Source organism: Amycolatopsis sp. TNS106, assembly GCF_019330265.1.
GTDB classification, from domain to species: Bacteria; Actinomycetota; Actinomycetes; order Mycobacteriales; family Pseudonocardiaceae; genus Amycolatopsis; species Amycolatopsis lurida.
This window is the reverse complement of record NZ_CP024972.1, coordinates 7,152,675-7,171,460: the sequence shown is the minus strand read 5'-3', so window position 1 is coordinate 7,171,460 and position 18,786 is coordinate 7,152,675. Positions and strand designations below refer to the sequence as shown.

General features: G+C 69.6%; 20 protein-coding genes and 2 riboswitches. Of the genes, 10 read left to right on the top strand and 10 right to left on the bottom strand.

What is annotated here, in order from left to right; genetic code table 11:
* Positions 1 to 29 precede the first annotated feature (29 nt).
* From CVV72_RS33065 to thiD (CVV72_RS33055), 3 genes are all read left to right on the top strand, one after another.
* Positions 30 to 623, top strand: a complete 594-nt coding sequence (locus CVV72_RS33065; protein WP_219147838.1) for a LysE family translocator — start codon at positions 30 to 32, stop codon at positions 621 to 623.
* Positions 624 to 659: 36 nt separating this feature from the next.
* A riboswitch (TPP riboswitch) is annotated at positions 660 to 790 on the top strand.
* Positions 784 to 2,427, top strand: a complete 1,644-nt coding sequence (gene thiC, locus CVV72_RS33060) for a phosphomethylpyrimidine synthase ThiC (protein WP_219147836.1) — start codon at positions 784 to 786, stop codon at positions 2,425 to 2,427. It overlaps the preceding riboswitch by 7 nt.
* Before the next feature lie 34 nt (positions 2,428 to 2,461).
* Positions 2,462 to 3,277: a bifunctional hydroxymethylpyrimidine kinase/phosphomethylpyrimidine kinase gene (thiD, locus tag CVV72_RS33055; RefSeq protein ID WP_219147834.1), complete on the top strand. Its 816-nt coding sequence runs from the start codon at positions 2,462 to 2,464 to the stop codon at positions 3,275 to 3,277.
* 137 nt (positions 3,278 to 3,414) lie between these two features.
* Here the strand turns inward: thiD (CVV72_RS33055) and CVV72_RS33050 are convergent, their stop codons facing one another.
* Both CVV72_RS33050 and CVV72_RS33045 read right to left on the bottom strand, forming a co-directional pair.
* Positions 3,415 to 4,932, bottom strand: a complete 1,518-nt coding sequence (locus CVV72_RS33050) for an alkaline phosphatase family protein (RefSeq protein ID WP_219147833.1) — start codon at positions 4,930 to 4,932, stop codon at positions 3,415 to 3,417.
* Positions 4,933 to 5,027: 95 nt separating this feature from the next.
* Positions 5,028 to 5,426 carry a helix-turn-helix domain-containing protein gene (locus tag CVV72_RS33045; RefSeq protein ID WP_016337623.1) on the bottom strand — a complete coding sequence of 133 codons (399 nt, stop codon included), beginning with the start codon at positions 5,424 to 5,426 and terminating at the stop codon, positions 5,028 to 5,030.
* An 88-nt stretch (positions 5,427 to 5,514) separates the two neighbouring features.
* On the opposite strand from CVV72_RS33045, the gene CVV72_RS33040 reads away from it, so the two are divergent.
* Genes CVV72_RS33040 through CVV72_RS33030 form a run of 3 tightly spaced genes read left to right on the top strand, consistent with a single transcriptional unit; the run spans position 5,515 to position 8,116 of the window.
* Positions 5,515 to 6,438, top strand: coding sequence for an NADP-dependent oxidoreductase (locus CVV72_RS33040; RefSeq protein ID WP_219147831.1), 924 nt, complete (start codon positions 5,515 to 5,517; stop codon positions 6,436 to 6,438).
* 23 nt (positions 6,439 to 6,461) lie between these two features.
* Positions 6,462 to 7,292, top strand: coding sequence for a bifunctional hydroxymethylpyrimidine kinase/phosphomethylpyrimidine kinase (gene thiD / locus CVV72_RS33035; RefSeq protein WP_034308254.1), 831 nt, complete (start codon positions 6,462 to 6,464; stop codon positions 7,290 to 7,292).
* Positions 7,293 to 7,318: 26 nt separating this feature from the next.
* Positions 7,319 to 8,116 carry an ion transporter gene (locus CVV72_RS33030; protein WP_219147829.1) on the top strand — a complete coding sequence of 266 codons (798 nt, stop codon included), beginning with the start codon at positions 7,319 to 7,321 and terminating at the stop codon, positions 8,114 to 8,116.
* Here CVV72_RS33030 and CVV72_RS33025 read toward each other — a convergent pair.
* The 4 genes from CVV72_RS33025 to thiO form a co-directional block, all read right to left on the bottom strand.
* A complete protein-coding gene (locus tag CVV72_RS33025; protein ID WP_219147827.1) occupies positions 8,094 to 8,528 on the bottom strand; it encodes a MarR family winged helix-turn-helix transcriptional regulator in 435 nt (144 codons plus the stop codon). The genes CVV72_RS33030 and CVV72_RS33025 overlap by 23 nt on opposite strands.
* A gap of 110 nt (positions 8,529 to 8,638) precedes the next feature.
* The gene (locus CVV72_RS33020) at positions 8,639 to 9,397 is read right to left on the bottom strand and encodes a thiazole synthase (protein ID WP_219147825.1); all 759 of its coding nucleotides are present in this window, start codon (positions 9,395 to 9,397) and stop codon (positions 8,639 to 8,641) included.
* 1 nt (position 9,398) lies between these two features.
* Positions 9,399 to 9,599: a sulfur carrier protein ThiS gene (gene thiS, locus CVV72_RS33015; RefSeq protein WP_007033436.1), complete on the bottom strand. Its 201-nt coding sequence runs from the start codon at positions 9,597 to 9,599 to the stop codon at positions 9,399 to 9,401.
* A complete protein-coding gene (thiO, locus tag CVV72_RS33010; protein ID WP_219147824.1) occupies positions 9,599 to 10,669 on the bottom strand; it encodes a glycine oxidase ThiO in 1,071 nt (356 codons plus the stop codon). Before thiO ends, thiS begins: the two co-directional genes overlap by 1 nt.
* Positions 10,663 to 10,770, bottom strand: a riboswitch (TPP riboswitch). It overlaps the preceding gene by 7 nt.
* Positions 10,771 to 10,800: 30 nt before the next feature.
* Here thiO and thiE point away from each other — a divergent pair.
* Entirely contained in the window at positions 10,801 to 11,466 is a 666-nt protein-coding gene (gene thiE, locus CVV72_RS33005; RefSeq protein ID WP_219147823.1) for a thiamine phosphate synthase, read from the top strand.
* Between the two features lie 83 nt (positions 11,467 to 11,549).
* Here the strand turns inward: thiE and CVV72_RS33000 are convergent, their stop codons facing one another.
* Positions 11,550 to 12,263 (bottom strand): hypothetical protein, encoded by a 714-nt coding sequence (locus CVV72_RS33000; protein ID WP_219147822.1) that lies wholly within the window; start codon positions 12,261 to 12,263, stop codon positions 11,550 to 11,552.
* Between the two features lie 148 nt (positions 12,264 to 12,411).
* Between CVV72_RS33000 and CVV72_RS32995 the strand changes: the two genes are divergently transcribed.
* The gene (locus tag CVV72_RS32995) at positions 12,412 to 13,350 is read left to right on the top strand and encodes a threonine/serine dehydratase (protein ID WP_219147821.1); all 939 of its coding nucleotides are present in this window, start codon (positions 12,412 to 12,414) and stop codon (positions 13,348 to 13,350) included.
* A 79-nt stretch (positions 13,351 to 13,429) separates the two neighbouring features.
* Here CVV72_RS32995 and CVV72_RS32990 read toward each other — a convergent pair whose 3' ends face one another.
* Together CVV72_RS32990 and CVV72_RS32985 are read right to left on the bottom strand one after the other, a co-directional pair.
* Positions 13,430 to 14,941 (bottom strand): MFS transporter, encoded by a 1,512-nt coding sequence (locus tag CVV72_RS32990; protein ID WP_219147820.1) that lies wholly within the window; start codon positions 14,939 to 14,941, stop codon positions 13,430 to 13,432.
* Positions 14,942 to 15,032: 91 nt separating this feature from the next.
* The gene (locus CVV72_RS32985; protein ID WP_005160527.1) at positions 15,033 to 15,788 is read right to left on the bottom strand and encodes a GntR family transcriptional regulator; all 756 of its coding nucleotides are present in this window, start codon (positions 15,786 to 15,788) and stop codon (positions 15,033 to 15,035) included.
* A 140-nt stretch (positions 15,789 to 15,928) separates the two neighbouring features.
* Between CVV72_RS32985 and CVV72_RS32980 the strand changes: the two genes are divergently transcribed.
* Both CVV72_RS32980 and CVV72_RS32975 read left to right on the top strand, forming a co-directional pair.
* The gene (locus CVV72_RS32980) at positions 15,929 to 16,972 is read left to right on the top strand and encodes an SIS domain-containing protein (RefSeq protein ID WP_219147819.1); all 1,044 of its coding nucleotides are present in this window, start codon (positions 15,929 to 15,931) and stop codon (positions 16,970 to 16,972) included.
* On the top strand, positions 16,969 to 17,943 hold the full coding sequence (locus tag CVV72_RS32975; RefSeq protein WP_219147817.1) for an N-acetylglucosamine kinase: 975 nt from the start codon (positions 16,969 to 16,971) through the stop codon (positions 17,941 to 17,943). The genes CVV72_RS32980 and CVV72_RS32975 overlap by 4 nt, the downstream gene beginning before the upstream one ends.
* 84 nt (positions 17,944 to 18,027) lie before the next feature.
* Here CVV72_RS32975 and CVV72_RS32970 read toward each other — a convergent pair whose 3' ends face one another.
* A complete protein-coding gene (locus CVV72_RS32970) occupies positions 18,028 to 18,711 on the bottom strand; it encodes a DUF3159 domain-containing protein (RefSeq protein ID WP_219147815.1) in 684 nt (227 codons plus the stop codon).
* Between the last annotated feature and the right edge of the window lie 75 nt (positions 18,712 to 18,786).

Here is an 18,786-nt window from a genome sequence, read left to right as displayed (position 1 = left end):
CGGCAGCGCTCGTCCCCGACGATCGGGGAATGCCGAACCTGTTGGCGTTCATCCCCGCCGCGTTCCTCATGGCGATGGTCCCCGGCCCGGCCACGGTGATGCTGATCAAGCAGTCGGCGAAGGGCTCACGCCGGAACGCGTTCGCCACCGTCGCGGGGATCGAGGCGGGCGTCGCGTTCTGGGGACTCGCCGCGGTGTTCGGCCTCACCGCGCTCCTCATCGCCTCCCAGGTCGCCTACGACGTCTTGCGCATCGCGGGCGCGGTCTTCCTGATCTATCTCGGCGTCAAAGCGCTCTTCTTCCGCAAGGGCGCCGACGACGTCGCCGAGCCGGCCGGGCGCGGCTTCCGTTCCGGGTTCCTGATCAACGTGAGCAACCCGAAGGCTGGCGTGTTCGCCATCTCGTTCCTCCCCCAGTTCGTCCCCGCCGACGGCGGGCCGTGGTCGCTGCTGCTGTGCGTCGCGGTATGGATCGCCGTCGACATCGTCTGGTATTCGTCGCTCGCCTTGCTGGTCACACGCCTGGGCGAGTGGCTGCGCCGCGACCGCGTCAAGCTGTGGCTGGAGCGCACGTCCGGTGGTGTTCTGGTCGGCTTCGGAGTGACCGTCGCCTTGGAGGGTTGATTGTCCGCGCCCCGGCGTGGCATGGTCGGGGCACAACCAAACAACCGCGGGAGCTCGCGCCATGGCGGGCTGAGAGGGCGGCTGGTGTCTTTCCAGGAGACCCGGCGCCGCCGACCGCATGAACCTGACCGGGTAATGCCGGCGTAGGGAGTGAACGTCGTTGACGACGCTTGAGAATGCCCAGGGCATCACGCCGACCGTGACCACCGGGCCGATCACCGGTTCCCGCAAGGTCTATCACCAGACGGAATCCGGTCTCCGGGTCCCCGCGCGGCGGATCGACCTTTCGAACGGCGAGCATTTCGACGTTTACGACACCTCCGGCCCGTACACCGACGACGACGCGCAGATCGATGTCCACAGTGGACTCCATCGGCTGCGCGCCGGCTGGGCCGACGGTCGTGAGCACAACACCCAGCTCGGCTGGGCGAAACAGGGCGTCATCACCCGCGAGATGGAGTACGTCGCGGCACGCGAGCGCTGCTCGCCGGAATTCGTGCGGGACGAGGTCGCGCGCGGCCGCGCGGTGATCCCCGCCAACCGCAAGCACCCGGAGACCGAGCCGATGATCATCGGTAAGAAGTTCCTGGTGAAGATCAACGCCAACATGGGCAACTCGGCCGTCTGGTCCTCCGTGGAGGAGGAGGTCGACAAGATGGTGTGGGCCACCCGCTGGGGCGCCGACACGATCATGGACCTCTCCACCGGCAAGCGGATCCACGAGACACGCGAATGGATCATCCGCAACTCGCCGGTGCCGGTCGGCACCGTGCCGATCTACCAGGCGCTGGAGAAGGTCAACGGGGAGCCGGAAAAGCTGTCGTGGGAGGTCTACCGCGACACGATCATCGAGCAGTGCGAGCAGGGCGTCGACTATGTCACCGTGCACGCCGGGGTGCTGCTGCGCTACATCCCGCTGACCGCGCGCCGGGTCACCGGCATCGTCTCGCGCGGCGGCTCGATCATGGCGGCGTGGTGCCTCGCGCACCACAAGGAATCGTTCCTGTACACCAATTTCGCCGAACTCTGCGAGATCCTGCGCGAGTACGACGTCACGTTCTCGCTCGGCGACGGCCTGCGTCCCGGCTCGATCGCCGACGCCAACGACCGCGCGCAGTTCGCCGAACTCGAGACGCTGGGCGAGCTCACGCACATCGCCCGCGAGCACGACGTCCAGGTGATGATCGAGGGTCCCGGCCACGTGCCGATGCACAAGATCAAGGAGAACGTCGAGCTCGAGGAGAAGCTGACCGGCGAGGCGCCGTTCTACACCCTCGGCCCGCTCGCGACCGACATCGCGCCGGCGTACGACCACATCACCTCGGCCATCGGCGCGGCGCAGATCGGCTGGTACGGCACGGCGATGCTCTGCTACGTCACGCCGAAGGAGCACCTCGGCCTGCCGAACCGCGACGACGTGAAGACCGGCGTCATCACCTACAAGATCGCCGCGCACGCCGCCGACCTCGCCAAGGGGCACCAGTACGCGCAGGAGTGGGACGACGAGCTTTCCAAGGCCCGCTTCGAATTCCGCTGGAACGACCAGTTCAACCTGTCGCTGGACCCCGACACCGCCCGCGCGTACCACGACGAGACGCTGCCCGCGGAACCGGCGAAGACGGCGCACTTCTGCTCGATGTGCGGGCCGAAGTTCTGCTCGATGCGCATCACCCAGGACGTCCGCAAGTACGCCGAGGAACACGGACTGTCCACTGTGGATGCCATTGAGGCGGGCATGGAGGAGAAGTCGAACGAGTTCGCCGAGCAGGGCAACAAGGTCTACCTGCCGGTGGTCAATCAGTGACACGCGCCGACGTACTCCCTCCCGCGGAGGCGCCGTGAACACAGCGCCCAGGACCGCCCTCACCATCGCCGGATCGGATTCCGGTGGTGGTGCGGGCATCCAGGCCGACCTGCGCACCTTCTTCGCCAACGGGGTGCACGGGATGGTCGCGCTGACCGCGGTCACCGTGCAGAACTCGCTGGGCGTGCAGGGTTTCAGCGAGATCCCGGTCGACGTCGTCACCGGGCAGATCAAGGCCGTCGCCACGGACATGGGCGTCGACGCGGCGAAGACCGGCATGCTCGCGACGGCCGAGATCATCAACGCCGTCGCGAAGACCCTCGACGAAATCCACATCGGACGCTCGTCGGACACGCCGTTCGTCGTGGACCCCGTCGCCGCTTCGATGACCGGGCACGCGTTGCTGCGCGAAGAGGCACTGGAGGCGATCCGCACCGAGCTTTTCCCGCGCGCCACGCTGATCACGCCGAACCTCGACGAGGTGCGGCTGCTGACCGGCGTGGAGGTGACCGGGCCGGCGACTCAGCGCGAGGCGGCGGAGGCGTTGCTGGAGTTCGGTTCGGAGTGGGTGCTGGTGAAGGGCGGGCACCTCGACGCCGCTCAGGACTGCGTGGACCTGTTGTCCGACGGCGAATCCTGGGTCGAGCTGAGCGGCCCGCGCTTCGACACCCGGAACACGCACGGCGGCGGGGACACGATGGCTTCGGCGATCACGTCTTCGCTGGCGAAGGGGGCCGACGTGCCGACGGCCGTCGCCGAGGGGAAGCGGTTCATCGAGCGGTGCGTGGCGGAGTCGTATCCGCTGGGGGCCGGGGTCGGTCCCGTGTCGCCGTTCTGGACGCTGCGGTAGACGCCGAGCTGTCCGTGAAGGCCTCCTTGAGGGACTCTGAGTCCCTCAAGGAGGCCTTCATGTACTGCGAGTCCTGCTGGACGAAGCGCCCCACCGGGAGGTTGCGAAAGTGGCTTTCGCAACGTCGGCCGCGGCCGTTACCGGGCGCTGAGGCGAGGAGCGTCCACCGCCCAGTACCAGTTGTTCCCCGCCGCGTAGAGCCGCCAGGTCAGCTTCACCGACCGAGCCCCGGCGGGCACCTTGACCGAAGCCGACGTCGGCACCGAAAGCACGTCGCCACCCTTGTTCGCCGTCCCGGACTCCGGCCCGTAGGCCAGCACGTTCTGCTCGGGACCACCGTCGAACGACGCCGTCAGCGCACCACGCTGCGTCCCGTCCTGCCGGTAGTGCGAAACGAACGAGACGTCCACAGTGGACTTCCCGGAGACGTCGAGCGAAGGCGACATCAGAGAAGAGTCGAAGGTGCCGCGCGAAGAGGGCGAGCCCTTGTCGTCCCACTCGTCCGGATCCGCGACCGCGAACACGCCACGCGCCCTGGCGTTCGCCTCGCGCTGCTGACCGGGGGCGGTGCGGGTCCAGAAGTCATCGGTGGTGAAGGACCAGCCCTGCCACTCCGTCACACCGGCGGGCATGCCGGACGCGTTGCGCACGCTCCAGCCGCCGGGCGCGTCGTGCGTCCAGCCGAGTACTCCCGCCGGGACACCGGTTTCGTCTTGCCTGGGCTTCAAAACGGCCGTATCGAAGACGTCCGAAGGCGCGGCGCCGAGCGCGTAGCCGTCGTAGACCGCCGGAGCCGCCACCCCGAGGTGCCGCAACACCGTCGGCGCGATGTCGACGATCTTCGACGCCACGGCGGGGGTTCCGGCCGGGACCGCACCACCGGCGGCGATCACGAAGGTCATCCGTTCCTCGGGGGTGTCGCCGCCGTGCCCGCCCGACGGCGTGTGGCCGTGGTCCGAGGAGATCATGATCAGCCAGTCTTCGTTCGCGCGGTCCGCGCGGGCGTCGACGGCGGCGAGCAGACGGCCGATCAGCGCGTCGTCGGTGCGCAGGCTGGCTTCGTACTGCGGGGAATCCGCGCCGTGGTCGTGGCCCGCGATGTCCGTCTGTCCGAAGTAGACGAACGAGGCGTCGGCCTTGTCCTGCTTGAGGTGTTTCTCCGCGTCGACGGCGACCTGCGCGTCGGTCTTCTCATAACCGGCGCTGTCGCCGTTCAGGACGAACTTGCGATCCTGGCCGGTACGCAGGATCCGGTCGCTGATCGGCGTCCAGTCGACGGCCGCGTAGGTGTCGAGCGCCGGGTTCGCGGTTTCGGCACGGGCGAGCCAGCTCGGATGCGAGGCGAGGTCGTTGCCGGTGAAGGAGTTGTCCTTCACCTTGTGCTTGTCCGGCCAGACGCCGGTGAGGATCGTGGACCAGCCGGGACCGCTCACCGTCGGCGCCATCCCGCTGCCGTACAGCGAACTGCGCGAGGCGTACCCGCGCTCCACCAGCGCGTGGACGTTCGGGGTGTCGGCGGCCATCAGCTTGTCGAACCGGGCGCCGTCCAGGCCGATGACCAGCACTTTCGGCGTTTTGGCCGCGGCGGTGGCCACACCGGACGTCAGTCCGGCGACGGCCACCAGTGCCGACAGGAGGGAAAGCGTTCTGCGCACGTAAGCCTCCAGATAACTTGTTCGAACCAATTGTCCGTCAAGTTAGTGCGCAGAACTGTCTTCCCGATGAAGTCCGCGTGCCGCCGCGGCGGACTTCAGCCGACGGGCTCCATCACCCGCGAGTCGTACTCCTTCCGCGACTCGAGGATCCCGTCGAAGTTGGCGACCGACCACTCGCTGACCGCCATGAGCAGCTTGCCCGCGGAGGCGCCGCGTTCGGTCAGCGCGTACTCGACGGTCGGCGGCGTGGTCGGGAAGACCGTGCGCGTGACCAGGCCGTCGCGTTCGAAGGCGCGCAGGTTCTGCGTCAGCATCTTCTGGCTGATCCCGCCGACGGCGCGGCGCAGTTCCCCGAACCGGTGCGGCCGCCGCGACAGCGCGCCGAGCACGAGCGCGGTCCATTTGTTGGCGAGCAGATCGAGGACGTCTCGGCACGGGCAGTTCCGCAGGTAGATGTCCCACGGGGATTCCGGCACTTCACAGGTGGTTTCCATCAGGTACCTAGTTTACCTTCAAGTGCCTTCTAGCGAAAAGAGACCGAGCGGCCGAGCATGGACAGCACCAACAACGAAGGAGCTTTCGATGCGCGTCGTGACCCAGCAGCGGCTTGGTGGCCCGGAAGTGCTGGAGGTGACCGAAACCGATCGGCCGTCCCCCGCCCCGACGGAGGTGCTCGTGCGCGTGCGCGCGGCCGGGATCAACCCGGTCGACTGGAAGACCCGGGCGTACGGCGTCTTCATGGGTGAGCCGCCGTTCGTCCTCGGCTGGGACGTCTCCGGGGTGGTGGAGGAGCTCGGCGTCGGCACCACGCGGTTCGCCGTCGGCGACGAGGTCCTCGGTTTCCCGTGGTTCCCGCGGCAGGCCGGCGGTTACGGCGAATACGTGACGGCGCCCGCCCGCCAGTTCGTGCGCAAACCCGCGAGCCTCACCCACGAGCAGGCCGCGGGGCTGCCGCTCGCCGGGCTCACCGCCTGGCAGGGCCTCGTGGACATCGCCGACGTCCAGCCTGGCCGGCGTGTGCTGATCGACGCGGCTGCGGGCGGTGTCGGGCACCTCGCCGTCCAGGTGGCGAAGGCGCGCGGCGCGTATGTCTTGGGCACGGCGAGCGCCGGGAAGCACGCCTTCCTCCGCGAACTCGGTGTGGACGAGCCGATCGACTACCGCGACGAGACGGCGATCGTGTCCGATGTGGACGTCGTGTTCGGGCTGGTCGGCGAGCAGAGCGACCTCCGCTGGCTGGACGCGGTGAAACCCGGCGGCCTGCTGATCGCGGTCCCCGGCGGGCCGGGTGAGGCAGTCACGGCGAAGGCGGAGCAGCTCGGTGTGCGGACGTCGGGGATGCTCGCCGAACCCGACGAGATCGGTCTCCTGGCACTGACCGGCCTGATCGAGAAGGGTGAACTGCGCGTCCACGTCGACCAGACCTTCCCTCTCGAAGACGTCGCGAAGGCCCACGAAATCGGCGAAGGTGGCAGGGTCACCGGGAAGCTCGTCCTGACCCTCTGAGATCGCGCGTGGAAAATGAACCTATGAGCGAGAACCCGAGCCCGCCGTCGGCGCTGACCATCGCGGGGTCCGACTCCGGCGGCGCCGCCGGCCTCCAGGCGGACCTGCGCACGTTCCTCACCTGTGGCGTGCACGGTCTGGTCGCGGTCACCGCCGTGACCGTCCAGAACACCCTCGGCGTCCACGACCGCACCGACATCCCGGCGAGCATCGTCGCCGGGCAGATCGAGGCCGTCGCGGCCGACATGGGCGTCAACGCGGCGAAGACCGGCATGCTCGCCTCGGCCGAGATCATCCACGCCGTCGCCGCGGCGTGCGACAAGGCCGAGATCGGCCGCGACAGCAAGGTGCCGTTCGTGGTCGACCCGGTCGCGGCGTCGATGCACGGGCATCCGCTGTTCGACGAGGCCGGGCTGGTGGCGCTGCGGGACGAACTCCTGCCGCGCGCGACGGTCCTCACGCCGAACCTCGACGAGGTCCGCCTGCTGACCGGGATGACCGTCACCACCCGCGAACAGATGCATCAGGCGGCCGTCGTCCTGCACCGGCTCGGGCCGAAGTACGTGCTCGTCAAGAGCGGTCACCTCGTCTCCGACCCGGAGTGCGTCGACGTGCTCTTCGACGGCTCCACGTTCGTCGAACTGCCGGGCGAGCGGTTCGCGACACAGCACACGCACGGCGCCGGGGACACGATGGCGTCGGCGCTGACGGCCGGTCTCGCGAAGGGCATGTCCGTCGTGGAGGCCGCCCGCTACGGCAAGTGGTTCGTCTCACACGCGGTCGAAAACGCCTATCCCATGGGTGCGAAGGTCGGTCCGGTTTCGGCGTTCTGGCGGCTTGCGCCGGAGCACTGAGCACCCGTCCGGTTACGATCTGCGCCGTGACGGGACGCGAAACGGTGGCCAGGGTCGTCGAAGACCGCCGCTTCCAGAACTTCATCATCACGGTGATCGTCTTCAACGCCGTCACCCTCGGCCTGGAGACCTCGACGAGAATGCTCGCGGAGTACGGGCCGCTGCTGCACACGGTCGACTACGTCGCGCTCGGGATCTTCGTCCTCGAACTGGGCGCGAAGCTGTACGCCTATCGCGGGAAGTTCTTCCGCGACCCGTGGAACATCTTCGACCTGGTCGTCGTCGGGATCGCGGTGATCCCCACGACCGGCCCGTTCGCGGTGCTGCGGGCGTTGCGGGTCCTGCGTGTACTCCGGCTGATCTCGGTCGTGCCGTCGATGCGGAAGGTCGTCACCGGCCTGCTCGCGGCGATCCCCGGCATGGCGTCGATCGCCGCGCTCCTCGCGCTGATCATCTTCGTCGCGGGGGTGATGGCGACGAAGCTGTTCGGCGCGATCTCGCCGGAGAACTTCGGGGACCTCGGCACTTCGCTGTTCACCCTGTTCCAGGTGATGACCGGCGAGGCTTGGCCGGACATCGCCAAGGAGGTCATGCGGGAAGCACCCATGGCCTGGGTGTTCTTCGTGGTCTACATCCTCGTGTCCAGCTTCGCGGTGCTGAACCTCTTCATCGCCGTAGTGGTCAGCGGGATGGAGGACGAGCTTCGCCAGGACATCCGCGAGGAAGAAGCGAAGCAGGCCGAAACCCAGGCTGTGGCGAACAAGGAGATCCTCGACGAGCTTCGCGCCCTTCGCGCCGAAGTCAGCGCTCTTCGTCGGCAATAAGCGCTTCGAGCGCCGGGAGGGCCGCCGCCAGGGCCGCCTGGTGCTCCGGGCTCAGCCGTTCGAGGCGTTTGCCCAGTTCGTTCACCCGCGTCGACCGGACACCGGAAACCAGCCTCGCGCCCTCTTCGGTGGCCTCCGCGAGCCAGGCACGCCTGTCGATCGGATCCGATTCACGGCTGACGTAGCCCGCTTCGACCAGCGAAGCGACGATCCGCGACATGGTGGCCGCGGCGACGCCTTCCTTCGCCGCGAGGTCACCCAGGCGGAGCTGGCCGTAGTGCACGAGCGTGGCGAGCGCCGAGATCGCGCCGTGGCCGGGCCCGGGTACGCCTGCCTGGCGCAATGACCGGGACAGCCTGCCCACCGCCAGGAACAACCTGCCCGAAACGTCCTGGACCGCTGTCGTGGTCACCACTGGCTCCTCTGGGTACACGGCGGCGAGTGCGCCTCCGGAAAGGTGCCGTCAACCATACGGGCTTCCGGTGCGAACTCGCCGTGAAGGCCGTGAACCGTACAAAAGGGTTACCGGGGCGGGCTCGACGCGTGCGCCCAGAACCGTTGCGGGATCCGCCCCGCACCGGCGGCCAGCCGCCCCGCGGTGACGGCGGCCCGCATCGCCGACGCCATCCGTTCGGGGTCCGCGGCCCTGGTCACGGCGGTGGAGAGCAGGACCGCGTCGCAGCCGAGCTCCATCGCCAGTGTCGCGTCGGAAGCCGTGCCGATCCCGGCGTCGAGGATCACCGGGACCCCCGCGCGCGACACGATCAGCTCGATGTTGTGCGGATTCCGGATGCCGAGACCGGTGCCGATGGGCGCGCCGAGCGGCATCACCGCCGCGCAGCCCGCCTCCTCCAGCCGCAGCGCCAGCACCGGGTCGTCGTTGGTGTACACGAGCACGGTGAAACCGTCCGCGGCGAGCTGTTCGGCCGCTTCGAGGGTCTCGAACGGGTCCGGCAGCAGGGTGCGGTCGTCGGCGTGGACCTCCAGCTTGATGAGGTCGGTTTCGAGCGCTTCGCGGGCGAGCTGCGCGGTGAGGACCGCTTCGGCGGCGGTCCGGCAACCGGCGGTGTTGGGCAGCAGGCGGATACCGAGGCGGCGAAGCAGTTCGAGGACGCCGGAGCCGCCTTCGGCGTCGGCCTTGCGCATCGCGACGGTGGTCAGTTCCGTCCCGGACGCGACCAGCGCGCGCTCCAGCACGGCGAGGTTGCCCGCGCCGCCGGTGCCGATGATCAACCGCGACGAGAGCTTGTGCTCGCCGATGACGAGTTCGTCACCGTTCATGTCAGCCTCCTTGCACAGCGGTGAGGATGTCGACGCTGGCGCCCTTGCGCACCACCGCTTCCGGCCATTCGCCGCGCCGGACGACCACGCCGTCCACCGCGACCGCGACACCCTGTGTCGCCGTGCCCAGCGCCTCCAGCACGCCCTCGACGGTGGTCCCGTCGGGGAATTCGCGCCACTGGCCGTTGACCTGGATCTCCATCACACCCGCTCCTCGCTTCGCCGCGACGGCGTGGCCGCCGCGACCTCGTCCGGCAACGGCACTCCGTCCAGCCAGGCGACCGCGGCGTCCGCGGTGACCGGGGCCATCAGGAGACCGTTGCGATGGTGACCTGTCGCGGCGAAGACACCTTCGCCCAGCTCACCGATGAAGGGCATCGTGTCGACACTCGCCGCGCGAAGCCCGGCGGCGGTCTCGACGAGTTCGTATTCGGTGAGTCCCGGGAAGACGCGCTCCGCGCCTTCGAGCAGTTCACGAACGCCCCGCACGGTGACGGTCTCGTCGAAACCGGCCTCGTACTGGGTCGCGCCGAGCACGAGCTGACCGTCGTCGCGCGGGACGAGGTAGATCGGGCGGCCTTCGACCATCGCGCGGACGGTGCGTTTCGGGGGCGGCAGGCACCCCCGTCGCGGCCGGAGGCGGAGGATCTCGCCCTTGAGCGGGCGCACGGCACCTTCGAGCGCGGGGTGCAGGCGTCCGGTCCAGGCGCCCGCGGCGAGGACGACGTCGCCCAGCCCGTTGAGGTCCGTGATGGTCTGGTGGCGGAATTCGACGCCGTGCGCGCGGCAGGCGTGTTCGAGCGCGTGCAGCAGCCTTCTGTTGTCCACGGCCAGATCCCCGGGCACCAGGAGTCCACTTCGGACGGATCCGGCGAGACCGGGCTCGGCGCGGCGGGCCGCACGGCCGGTCAGCTGCTCGACTTCGCGGCCGAGCTCGGCCAGGTACGCGGCGAGCATTTCGAGGTTGCCCGCGTCGGCGCTGTCCAGCGCGACGACGAGCGTGCCGTGCGGCGAAAGCCCCGGGTCGACGCCCTCTCCGGCCAGGTCACGGGCGAAATCCGGCCAGCGCCGCAAGGACGCTTCGCCGAGGGTGAGGACGTCTTCCTCGCCGGGCCAGGCCTCGGTGACCGGCGCGAGCATGCCGCCCGCGAGCCACGACGCGCCGCGCCCCGGATCGGGGTCGTGCACGGTGACGCGATGGCCGCGCGCGGACGCGCGCCAAGCGACCGAGAGGCCGATGACCCCGCCGCCGACAACCGAAAGTTCTCCCATGAACGCACGCTCCCTGCGCCGGCATGACCCGGATCAGGTTCCACGGTCGGAGCGGTCCCGGCTCCCTCTCAGCCCGTCCTCGGGCTCCCGTGCGGACCACCCCACCGTAGCGCGCGAGTACCGTCGCCGCCATGCCCACCCTGTCTGGTTCGCTGATCCGCGCCCGGCTCGCGGACGCCCGCCTGTACCTCTGCACCGACGCCCGGTCCGGTCGCGGTGATCTCGCCGAATTCGCCGACGCCGCGTTGGCGGGCGGGGTCGACATCATCCAGCTGAGGGACAAGACCGGCGGTGCGCCGATCGAGGCGAAACACGAGATCGCCGCCCTGGAAGTGCTGGCCGAGGCGTGCGACAAGCACGACAAGCTGCTGGCGGTGAACGACCGCGCGGACGTCGCCCTCGCCGTCGGCGCGCACGTGCTCCACCTCGGCCAGGACGACATCCCGGTGTCGCTGGCACGCCGGGTGCTCGGGGACGACGTGGTGGTCGGCCGGTCCACCCATTCGGCCGAACAAGCCACTGCCGCCGCCGAAGAGCCCGGCGTGGACTACTTCTGCACCGGCCCGTGCTGGCCGACGCCGACGAAGCCGGGCCGGTCCGCCCCGGGGCTCGACCTGGTGCGCTCCACCGCGGGCCTGGGAACGACGCGGCCATGGTTCGCGATCGGCGGGATCGACGCCGAGCGGCTGCCCGAGGTGCTGGACGCGGGGGCGTCACGGATCGTCGTCGTCCGTGCGATCACCGAGGCCGAAGACCCCGAGGCGGCCGCTCGCACCCTCCGCTCCGCCCTGCCCTGACTCACGCAATTCGGCACCTGGTTGCGATAGTCCGGAACGCGAACCATCGCAACCAGGTGCCGAATTGCGGGATGGGAAGGGGGTCAGGGCGCGGGGGTGTTCGAGGCAGGCGGGGCCGAGGGGGTCGTCGGCGGCGCCTGGGTGGTCGAAGGCGGCGTTGACGGCGCTGTCGGCGTCGTCGGTGGCGCCTGCGTAGTGGTGGGCGTCGTCGAGGGGGTCGGCGTGGTCGACGGCGTCCTTTCGGGCTGGTTCTCCCGTGTTTCCGAAGGGGTCGTCGCCGGCGGGGTGTCGTGCTTGTCCTGCCGCTCCTGGGCCTGGTCGCCGCCGCCGATGATCTTCCCTATGGTCGTCCCGGTTCCGCCGCCGAAGGTCTTCCCGGTCGCCCCCTCGAAGCCGGTGATCGCGACGAGCGCCACCGCGAACGCCACCACGCTGACGCCGGCGATCACCGCCCAGCGCGGTTTGAACTTCCGCTCGGACGGCTCTTCCTCCTCCGCCGGGGTGATCCGGACGGTCTCCTGCTCCGCCGGGTCGAGCACCTTGCGGCGGGTGGGGACGGTCAGCACCACTCGCGCCTTCAGCGCCGCGTCCTTCGTCCGTTGCAGCGAACGCAGGTACAGCTCGCCGCCGAGCGTCGTGATCACGCTCGCCAGCCCGGCGCCCGCCACCGTTCCGGCCACGCCGAGGGTGGAACCCAGCAGTGCCGCGGTGATCGCGGCCATCGCGGCCGCCGTCACCTGGATGATCCGGCCCTGCTTTTCCGTCTTTTCGGTTTTCTCCGTGCTCTCCTTGGTCATGATCCCGTTCTGCAGCTAGTCGGTCCTCACCGGTCCTAACGAATAAGGCGCATGGGATGCTCCCCGCGTTGTCCGCACGTGAGGAGCGCCACGCTATCTGTCCAAAAAGGACTGTCCATGGCTTACGACTCCTTGACATAATCGGCGTATGAATCTGGTCTCGATCGAGGAAATCCGTGACGCGGCAAGCCGTGTCAAAGGCGTCGCGGTGCGCACCCCGTTGCTGGAACAAGGGTGGGCGCCGTTGTGGCTCAAACCGGAAAGCCTCCAGCCGATCGGTGCTTTCAAGGTGCGCGGCGCCTACAACGCGATCGCCGCATTGGACGAAGATCGGCGCGCCCGCGGCGTCGTCGCGTTTTCCAGTGGCAACCACGCGCAAGCGGTCGCGTACTCGGCGAAGCGATTCGGGATCCCCGCGGTGATCCTCATTCCGGACGTCGCCCCGCGCGCCAAGGTCGAAGCCACCAAGGCGCTCGGCGCCGAAGTCATCGAGGTCCCGATCGACGCGCAGGAGTCCTCCGCGCTCGCCGTCGCCGTCGAACGCGGGCTCACCATGATCCCGCCGTTCGACCACCGTGACGTCATCGCCGGGCAGGGCACCGTCGGCCTGGAGATCGCCGAAGACCTGCCGGACGCCGGTGTCGTGCTCGTGCCACTCAGCGGCGGCGGGCTGGCTTCGGGCGTCGGCACGGCGATCAAGGCACTGGTGCCGGACGCGAAGGTCATCGGTGTAGAGCCGGAGCTGGCGGGCGACACCGCCGAGGGCCTGCGCGCGGGCAGGCGGATCGAGTGGCCGATGGACCTGCGGGCGCGCACCAGTGCCGACGGCCTGCGCGCCCAGCCGTCGGACCTGACCTTCGCCCACCTCCAGTCGGTGCTCGACGACGTCATCACCGTTTCGGAGGAGGAGATCCGGGAGGCCGTCCGGACGCTGGCGCACCGGGCCCGCCTGGTCGCCGAGCCGAGCGGCGCCACCGCGACCGCCGCGTTCCTCTCCCACCGGGAGGCGCTGCCGCCGGGCAAGGTCGTTTCGGTCGTTTCAGGCGGCAACCTGGACCCGGCGACCCTGGCCGGCCTATTGGCGTAACTCGCGTGACTGGCGCCGTATCTCACGTGATTGGAGCCGTAACTCACGAGTTACGGCTCCAATCACGTGAGATACGGCTTCAATCACGCGTGTGCCCGCTGGGGCGGACGTGTGTCGGGGGCGAGTCGACCCCGCAATGGAGGCATTCGCCGGGGTGCGGTGACTCCTCGGCGCTGTCGCCGGAGGACGTGTCGAGGACGCCGTTGTGGATGCCGAGCGCGATCAGCCCGCCGCCGATCGCCAGCGCCGCGCACACCAGCAACGCCGTCCGCCAGCCCGCGGTCAGCGCCACCGGATCGGTGTAGGCGGCACCGGACAGCCCGGCGACGGCGGGCAGGACGGCGATCGCGAGCAGGCCACCCGACCGGGCGATGGCGTTGTTGACCCCGGAGGCGACGCCGGCGTATCGGTCCGGCGCGGCGGCCAGCACCGTCGCGGTCACCGGCGCGACGACCGTCGCCAGCCCGGCGCCGAAAACGACGACGGCGGGCAGCACCGACCCCAGGTACGACGACCCCGGCCCGACCCGCATCAGCAGGAGCATGCCGACGCCGACCAGGATCGGGCCTGCGACGAATTGCGCACGCGGCCCGATCTTCTGCGCGAGCGCGCCGGACCGGCCGGAGAACAGCAGCATGATGACGGTGATCGGCAGCCCGGCGAGCCCGGCCGCGGTCGGCGAGTAGCCCAGCGACACCTGCAGCTGCATGACCATCAGCATCATCACGCCGCCGAGCGCCGCGTAGACGACGAAGGTCAGCGCGTTGGCGAGGCTGAACGTCCGGTCGCGGAACAGTTTCGGCGGCACCAGCGGGTCGGCCGAGCGGTGCTGGATCACCAGGAACGAGCCGAGCCCCGCGACGCCGAGCACGATGGCGACCAGGACGACGACGTCGCCGATACCGCGTCCGGGTGCTTCGACCAGCGCACCGGTCAGCCCGGCGAGCCCGATCGCGCCGACGGCGGCCGCGAGGAAGTCGGGATGCCCGGTCGCCTCCTCGTCGCGGGACTCGGGCACGTAGCGCCGGGCGAGCAGGACGCAGACCGCGGCGAGCGGCAGGTTGATCAGGAACGCCAGCCGCCACGACCACACCTGCACGAGGACGCCGCCGAGCAGCGGGCCGATGGCCGCCGCGATACCGCCGAGCCCGGACCAGGCACCGATCGCGCGGGCCCGGTCTTCGTGGGCGAAGGACGCTTGGAGGATCGCGAGCGAGCCGGGCGTGAGCAAAGCTCCCCCGATCCCCTGGAGGATCCGGGTCGCGACGAGCAGCTCGGTGGTCGTCGCGGCGGCGCACAGCCCGGAGGCGACGCCGAACCAGACGACGCCGACGATGAACATGCGGCGGCGGCCGTAGCGGTCCCCGAGGGATCCGGCGACGAGGATCAGGGCGGCGAGCGCGAGCAGATAGCCGTCGAGGATCCATTGAAGGCCCGCGACGGAAGCATCGAGTTCGTCGCCGATCCTCGGGAGCGCGACGTTGATGATCGTCCCGTCGAGCATCGCCATGCCCGAGCCCACGATCGTCGTGGCGAGCACGCCGCGCGCCACCGGCGTCCCCCACCGAATTCCCGCCGCCGTGTCAGTCATGGAACGACTGAATCACGACGACCGGGACCGGGCCACCGCGAAATCGGCGGTGATTCCGGGAAAGCGATCTTTCCCGGAATTACCTGACTCGTCAGGGAAGCAGCGTGGTGACGAATTTGTAACGGTCGCCCCGGTAGATCGCGCGCGCGAACTCGACCGGTTTTCCGTCGGTGGCGAAGGAATGCCTCGAAAGGAGCAACATCGGCATTCCGACGTCGGCGCCGAGCATCTCCGCCTCGTGCGGTCCGGCGAGGGCGGTCTCGATCGTTTCCTCGGCCCTTTCGAGCTCGACGCCGTAGTGCTCCCTCAGTACGGCGTACAGCGATCCACCTGCGGAAACGTGTTTGCGCAAACCGCGGAAGCGGCCGAGCGGGAGATGCGTGGTCTCCAGCGCCATCGGCTGCGAATCGGCCAGCCGGAGACGGCGAAGGCGAAGGATCTTCGCGCCGACGCGGATTCCCAGCAGCTTCGCCAGATCGGCTTCGACGGGCAGTTCGTCGATCTCCAGCAGCTTGGACGACGGCTTGAGGCCCTGCTTGCGCATGTCCTCGGTGTAGGACGACAACTGCAGGCGCTGCGCGAGTTTCGGCTCGGCGGCGAAGGTGCCCTTGCCCTGCACGCGGTGGAGCCTGCCCTCGGCGGTGAGGTCGGCGAGCGCCTGCCGGACGGTGGTGCGCGAAACGGTGAATTCCCCCGCCAGCGCCCGTTCGGTCGGAATCGGCGAGCCGGGCGGCAACGCGTCGAGCAGATCGAGCAGATGCTGTTTCAGCGCCCAGTACTTGGGTTCGCGCTGTCCGCGCATCCCTGCCGTAGCGCCCGCCTCACTCGCGGTGGTTGTCTCCAACATGACCGACTCCCTAAGCCTTCCCACTCAAACGCGCACCGTCCCCGCTAGGAAACGTACCCTTCACCACAAACGTCCATTCGGGCTAGCATTGGTCTAGACCTACTCGGGGGACGAAGTACGTCCCGGTGGAAGGGAACGAGATGACCGAACAGCGCCCCGGCGAGCACATGGCCGCGGAGATCTCCCAGCAACCCGCCATTCTGGCAGGAATCGTGGAGCGACAGGCCGAAATCGCCGAGGTGGCCGAAGCCATCTCCAAGCGCCCGCCCAGGTTCGCACTCCTCGCCGCCCGGGGCTCCAGCGACCACGCCGCCCTGTATGCGAAGTACCTGATCGAAGTACTCCTCGGTCTCCCCTGCGGTCTCGTGTCACCCTCCACCGCGACTCTGTACGGCGCCCGTCCCGATCTGCGGGACGTTCTCTTCATCACAGTAAGCCAAAGCGGTGGATCCCCGGATCTCATCGAGGTCACCGAAACCGCGCGTCGCCAGGGAGCGCTGACCGTCTCGGTCACCAACACCCCGGAGTCGCCGCTTCGCGCCGCCGCCGAACTCGGTGTCGACATCGGCGCGGGACTGGAAAAGGCGGTGGCCGCCACCAAGACCTACTCGGCCACCTTGCTTTCGCTTTACCTTCTGATCGACGCGGTCCGCGGCGGCAAGGGCGCGGACGCGGAGAAGCTGGGCGAGCTCGCACAGCAGACCCTCGACGGCTCCGAAGAAGGCGTGCGGCGCGCGGTGGACCGCTACCGGTTCGTCGACCGGGTGCTCACCACGGGCCGTGGTTACTCCTACGCCACGGCACTGGAAGGTTCCTTGAAGCTGGCCGAAACCAGCTACCTCGCGGCCCGCGCGTACAGCGGCGCGGACCTGTTGCACGGTCCGGTCGCCGCGGTCGACGGCGAGACCGCCGTGCTCGCCGTGACGAGCCAGGGGCACGGGGTGGGCGCGATGCAGGAGGTCCTCGAAGCCGTCGGCAAACGCGGCGCGGACGTGCTCGCGGTCGGCTCCGCTTCGGCCGACGTGCCCGCGGCGCTGCGGATCGGTGTCGCGCCGTCCGCCGAAGAGGTCGCCCCGATCCTGGAGATCCTGCCCATCCAGCGGATCGCGCTCGGCCTTTCGCTGGCGCGCGGCGGTGACCCGGACAGCCCGCGCGGGCTGCTCAAGGTGACCAAGACCCGGTGAGTCACGTCGTAGGTGTGGACGCCGGAGGCACGTCGACGCGAGCGATCGCCGTCGACGCCTCCGGCGCCGTCCTCGGCATCGGGCGCGCGGGCGGGGCCAATCCCAATTCCCATCCGCCGTCGGAAGCCGCGGCGCGGATCGCGAGCGCGATCACCGGCGCGCTCGGCGGGCTCGATCCGGCCGCGACCGCGGCGTGCGTCGTCGGCATGGCGGGCGTCAGCAAGCTGAGCGATCCGGCGATCGCCGAGATCTTCGAAGCGGCGTGGAAGAACACGGGGATCAGTCCGGTGCGGACGGTCCCCGACCCCGAGGTCGCCTACGCGTCCGCGACTTCCGCGCCGGACGGTTCGGTGCTCGTGGCGGGCACCGGGTCGATCGCCGGCCGGATCCGCGGCAGGCGAATGGTGTCCACCGTCGGCGGCTACGGCTGGTTGCTCGGTGACGAAGGTTCCGCGTACTGGCTAGGCCGTGAAGCCGTTCGCTCCACTTTGGATGTTCTGGGCCGCGGCGGCGAACCCGGTCCGCTCGCGCGCGCCGTGCTCACCGAAGCGCTCGGACCGTCCGCTGTGGACCCGGCGGGCGACCGGGCGCCGCTCTGGCGCGCGCTCATCACGAGCGCCAACGCCGAAGCGCCGATCCGGCTCGCCAGGTTCGCCCCGTTGGTCAGCGAGGCCTACCGCGAAGGCGATGCGGCGGCGGACGAGATCACCACCCGCGCGGCCACCTTGTTGGTGACGAACGTCATGGCGGCCCGGGATCCCGGGGAGGACACGCCGGTCGTCCTGGTGGGCGGCGTGTTGTCGCCGGAGGGACCCGTGGGGGCGAAGGTCCGTGCCGCACTCGACGGCATCGAGGTTCTGACCAGCACCGACGGCGTGCTCGGAGCCGCTTGGCTGGCCGCCGTCGACGCCTATGGAGAAGGGGCACCGCGGCCGGTCCCACCCTGGAAAAACACCAAAAACGAGCCCTGAAAGACCAAACCATCGACTCCGGGGCCGAACTCCGGGTACCGTAGGACCCGGCCCCCGGACCCTCCCCCCTCGCCGGGGGCCGCCTTATGTCCTGGGCAGCCCGCCGGGCGCGGAATCCGAGGGATCCCCGTTCTCCTCTACCACCCGCAGGCCGGGATGTTCCGGAGGCAGCGTGCGGTACAGCACCCAGCCGCTCACGGCGACCGTCACCGCGACCAGCGGCCAGGAGAGCACCGTCCGCGCGATGCCGAGCGCGACCACCTGCCCGCTCCACCACAGCGAGCCGTACACGACGACCCGCAGCGTGTACTGGAGGAAGACCCACACCCAGCTCGCCCGCGAATACGCGCGCAGCAACGCGGGATCACGGCGCCATCGGGTCTTCTGCCCGATGACCAGCCCCACCACGACGCCGAGCAACGGCCACCGGACCACGATGCTGGCCGCCCACAGCAGCGCGCTGGCCACATTGGACAGCAGCTGGATGAGGAAGAAGTCTTCGGCGCGGCCGGTGTGCAGGGCGATCAGCGCGGCGGCGATCACCGCCGCGAGGCTCACCACGACCGCGCGGGCCTTGTCACCGCGCGCGACCCGGTACCCGCCGAGCAGCACCGCCACCCCGATGGCCACCCCTGCGCCCCAGGCGATCGACTGGCCGGCGATCAGCCAGCCGAGGACGAAGGCCGCGGGCGGGATGCTCGCGTCGATGGCGCCTCGCCGCCCGCCGAGGATCTGGGCGAGCGACTCGCGCGAGGGTCGTGAGGTCACCCTCACAGCCTGCCGGATCTATGAGCCCGAACACCCGGGCGGGGAGATGTTCGCCACACACCCTGTCCGGTTTAC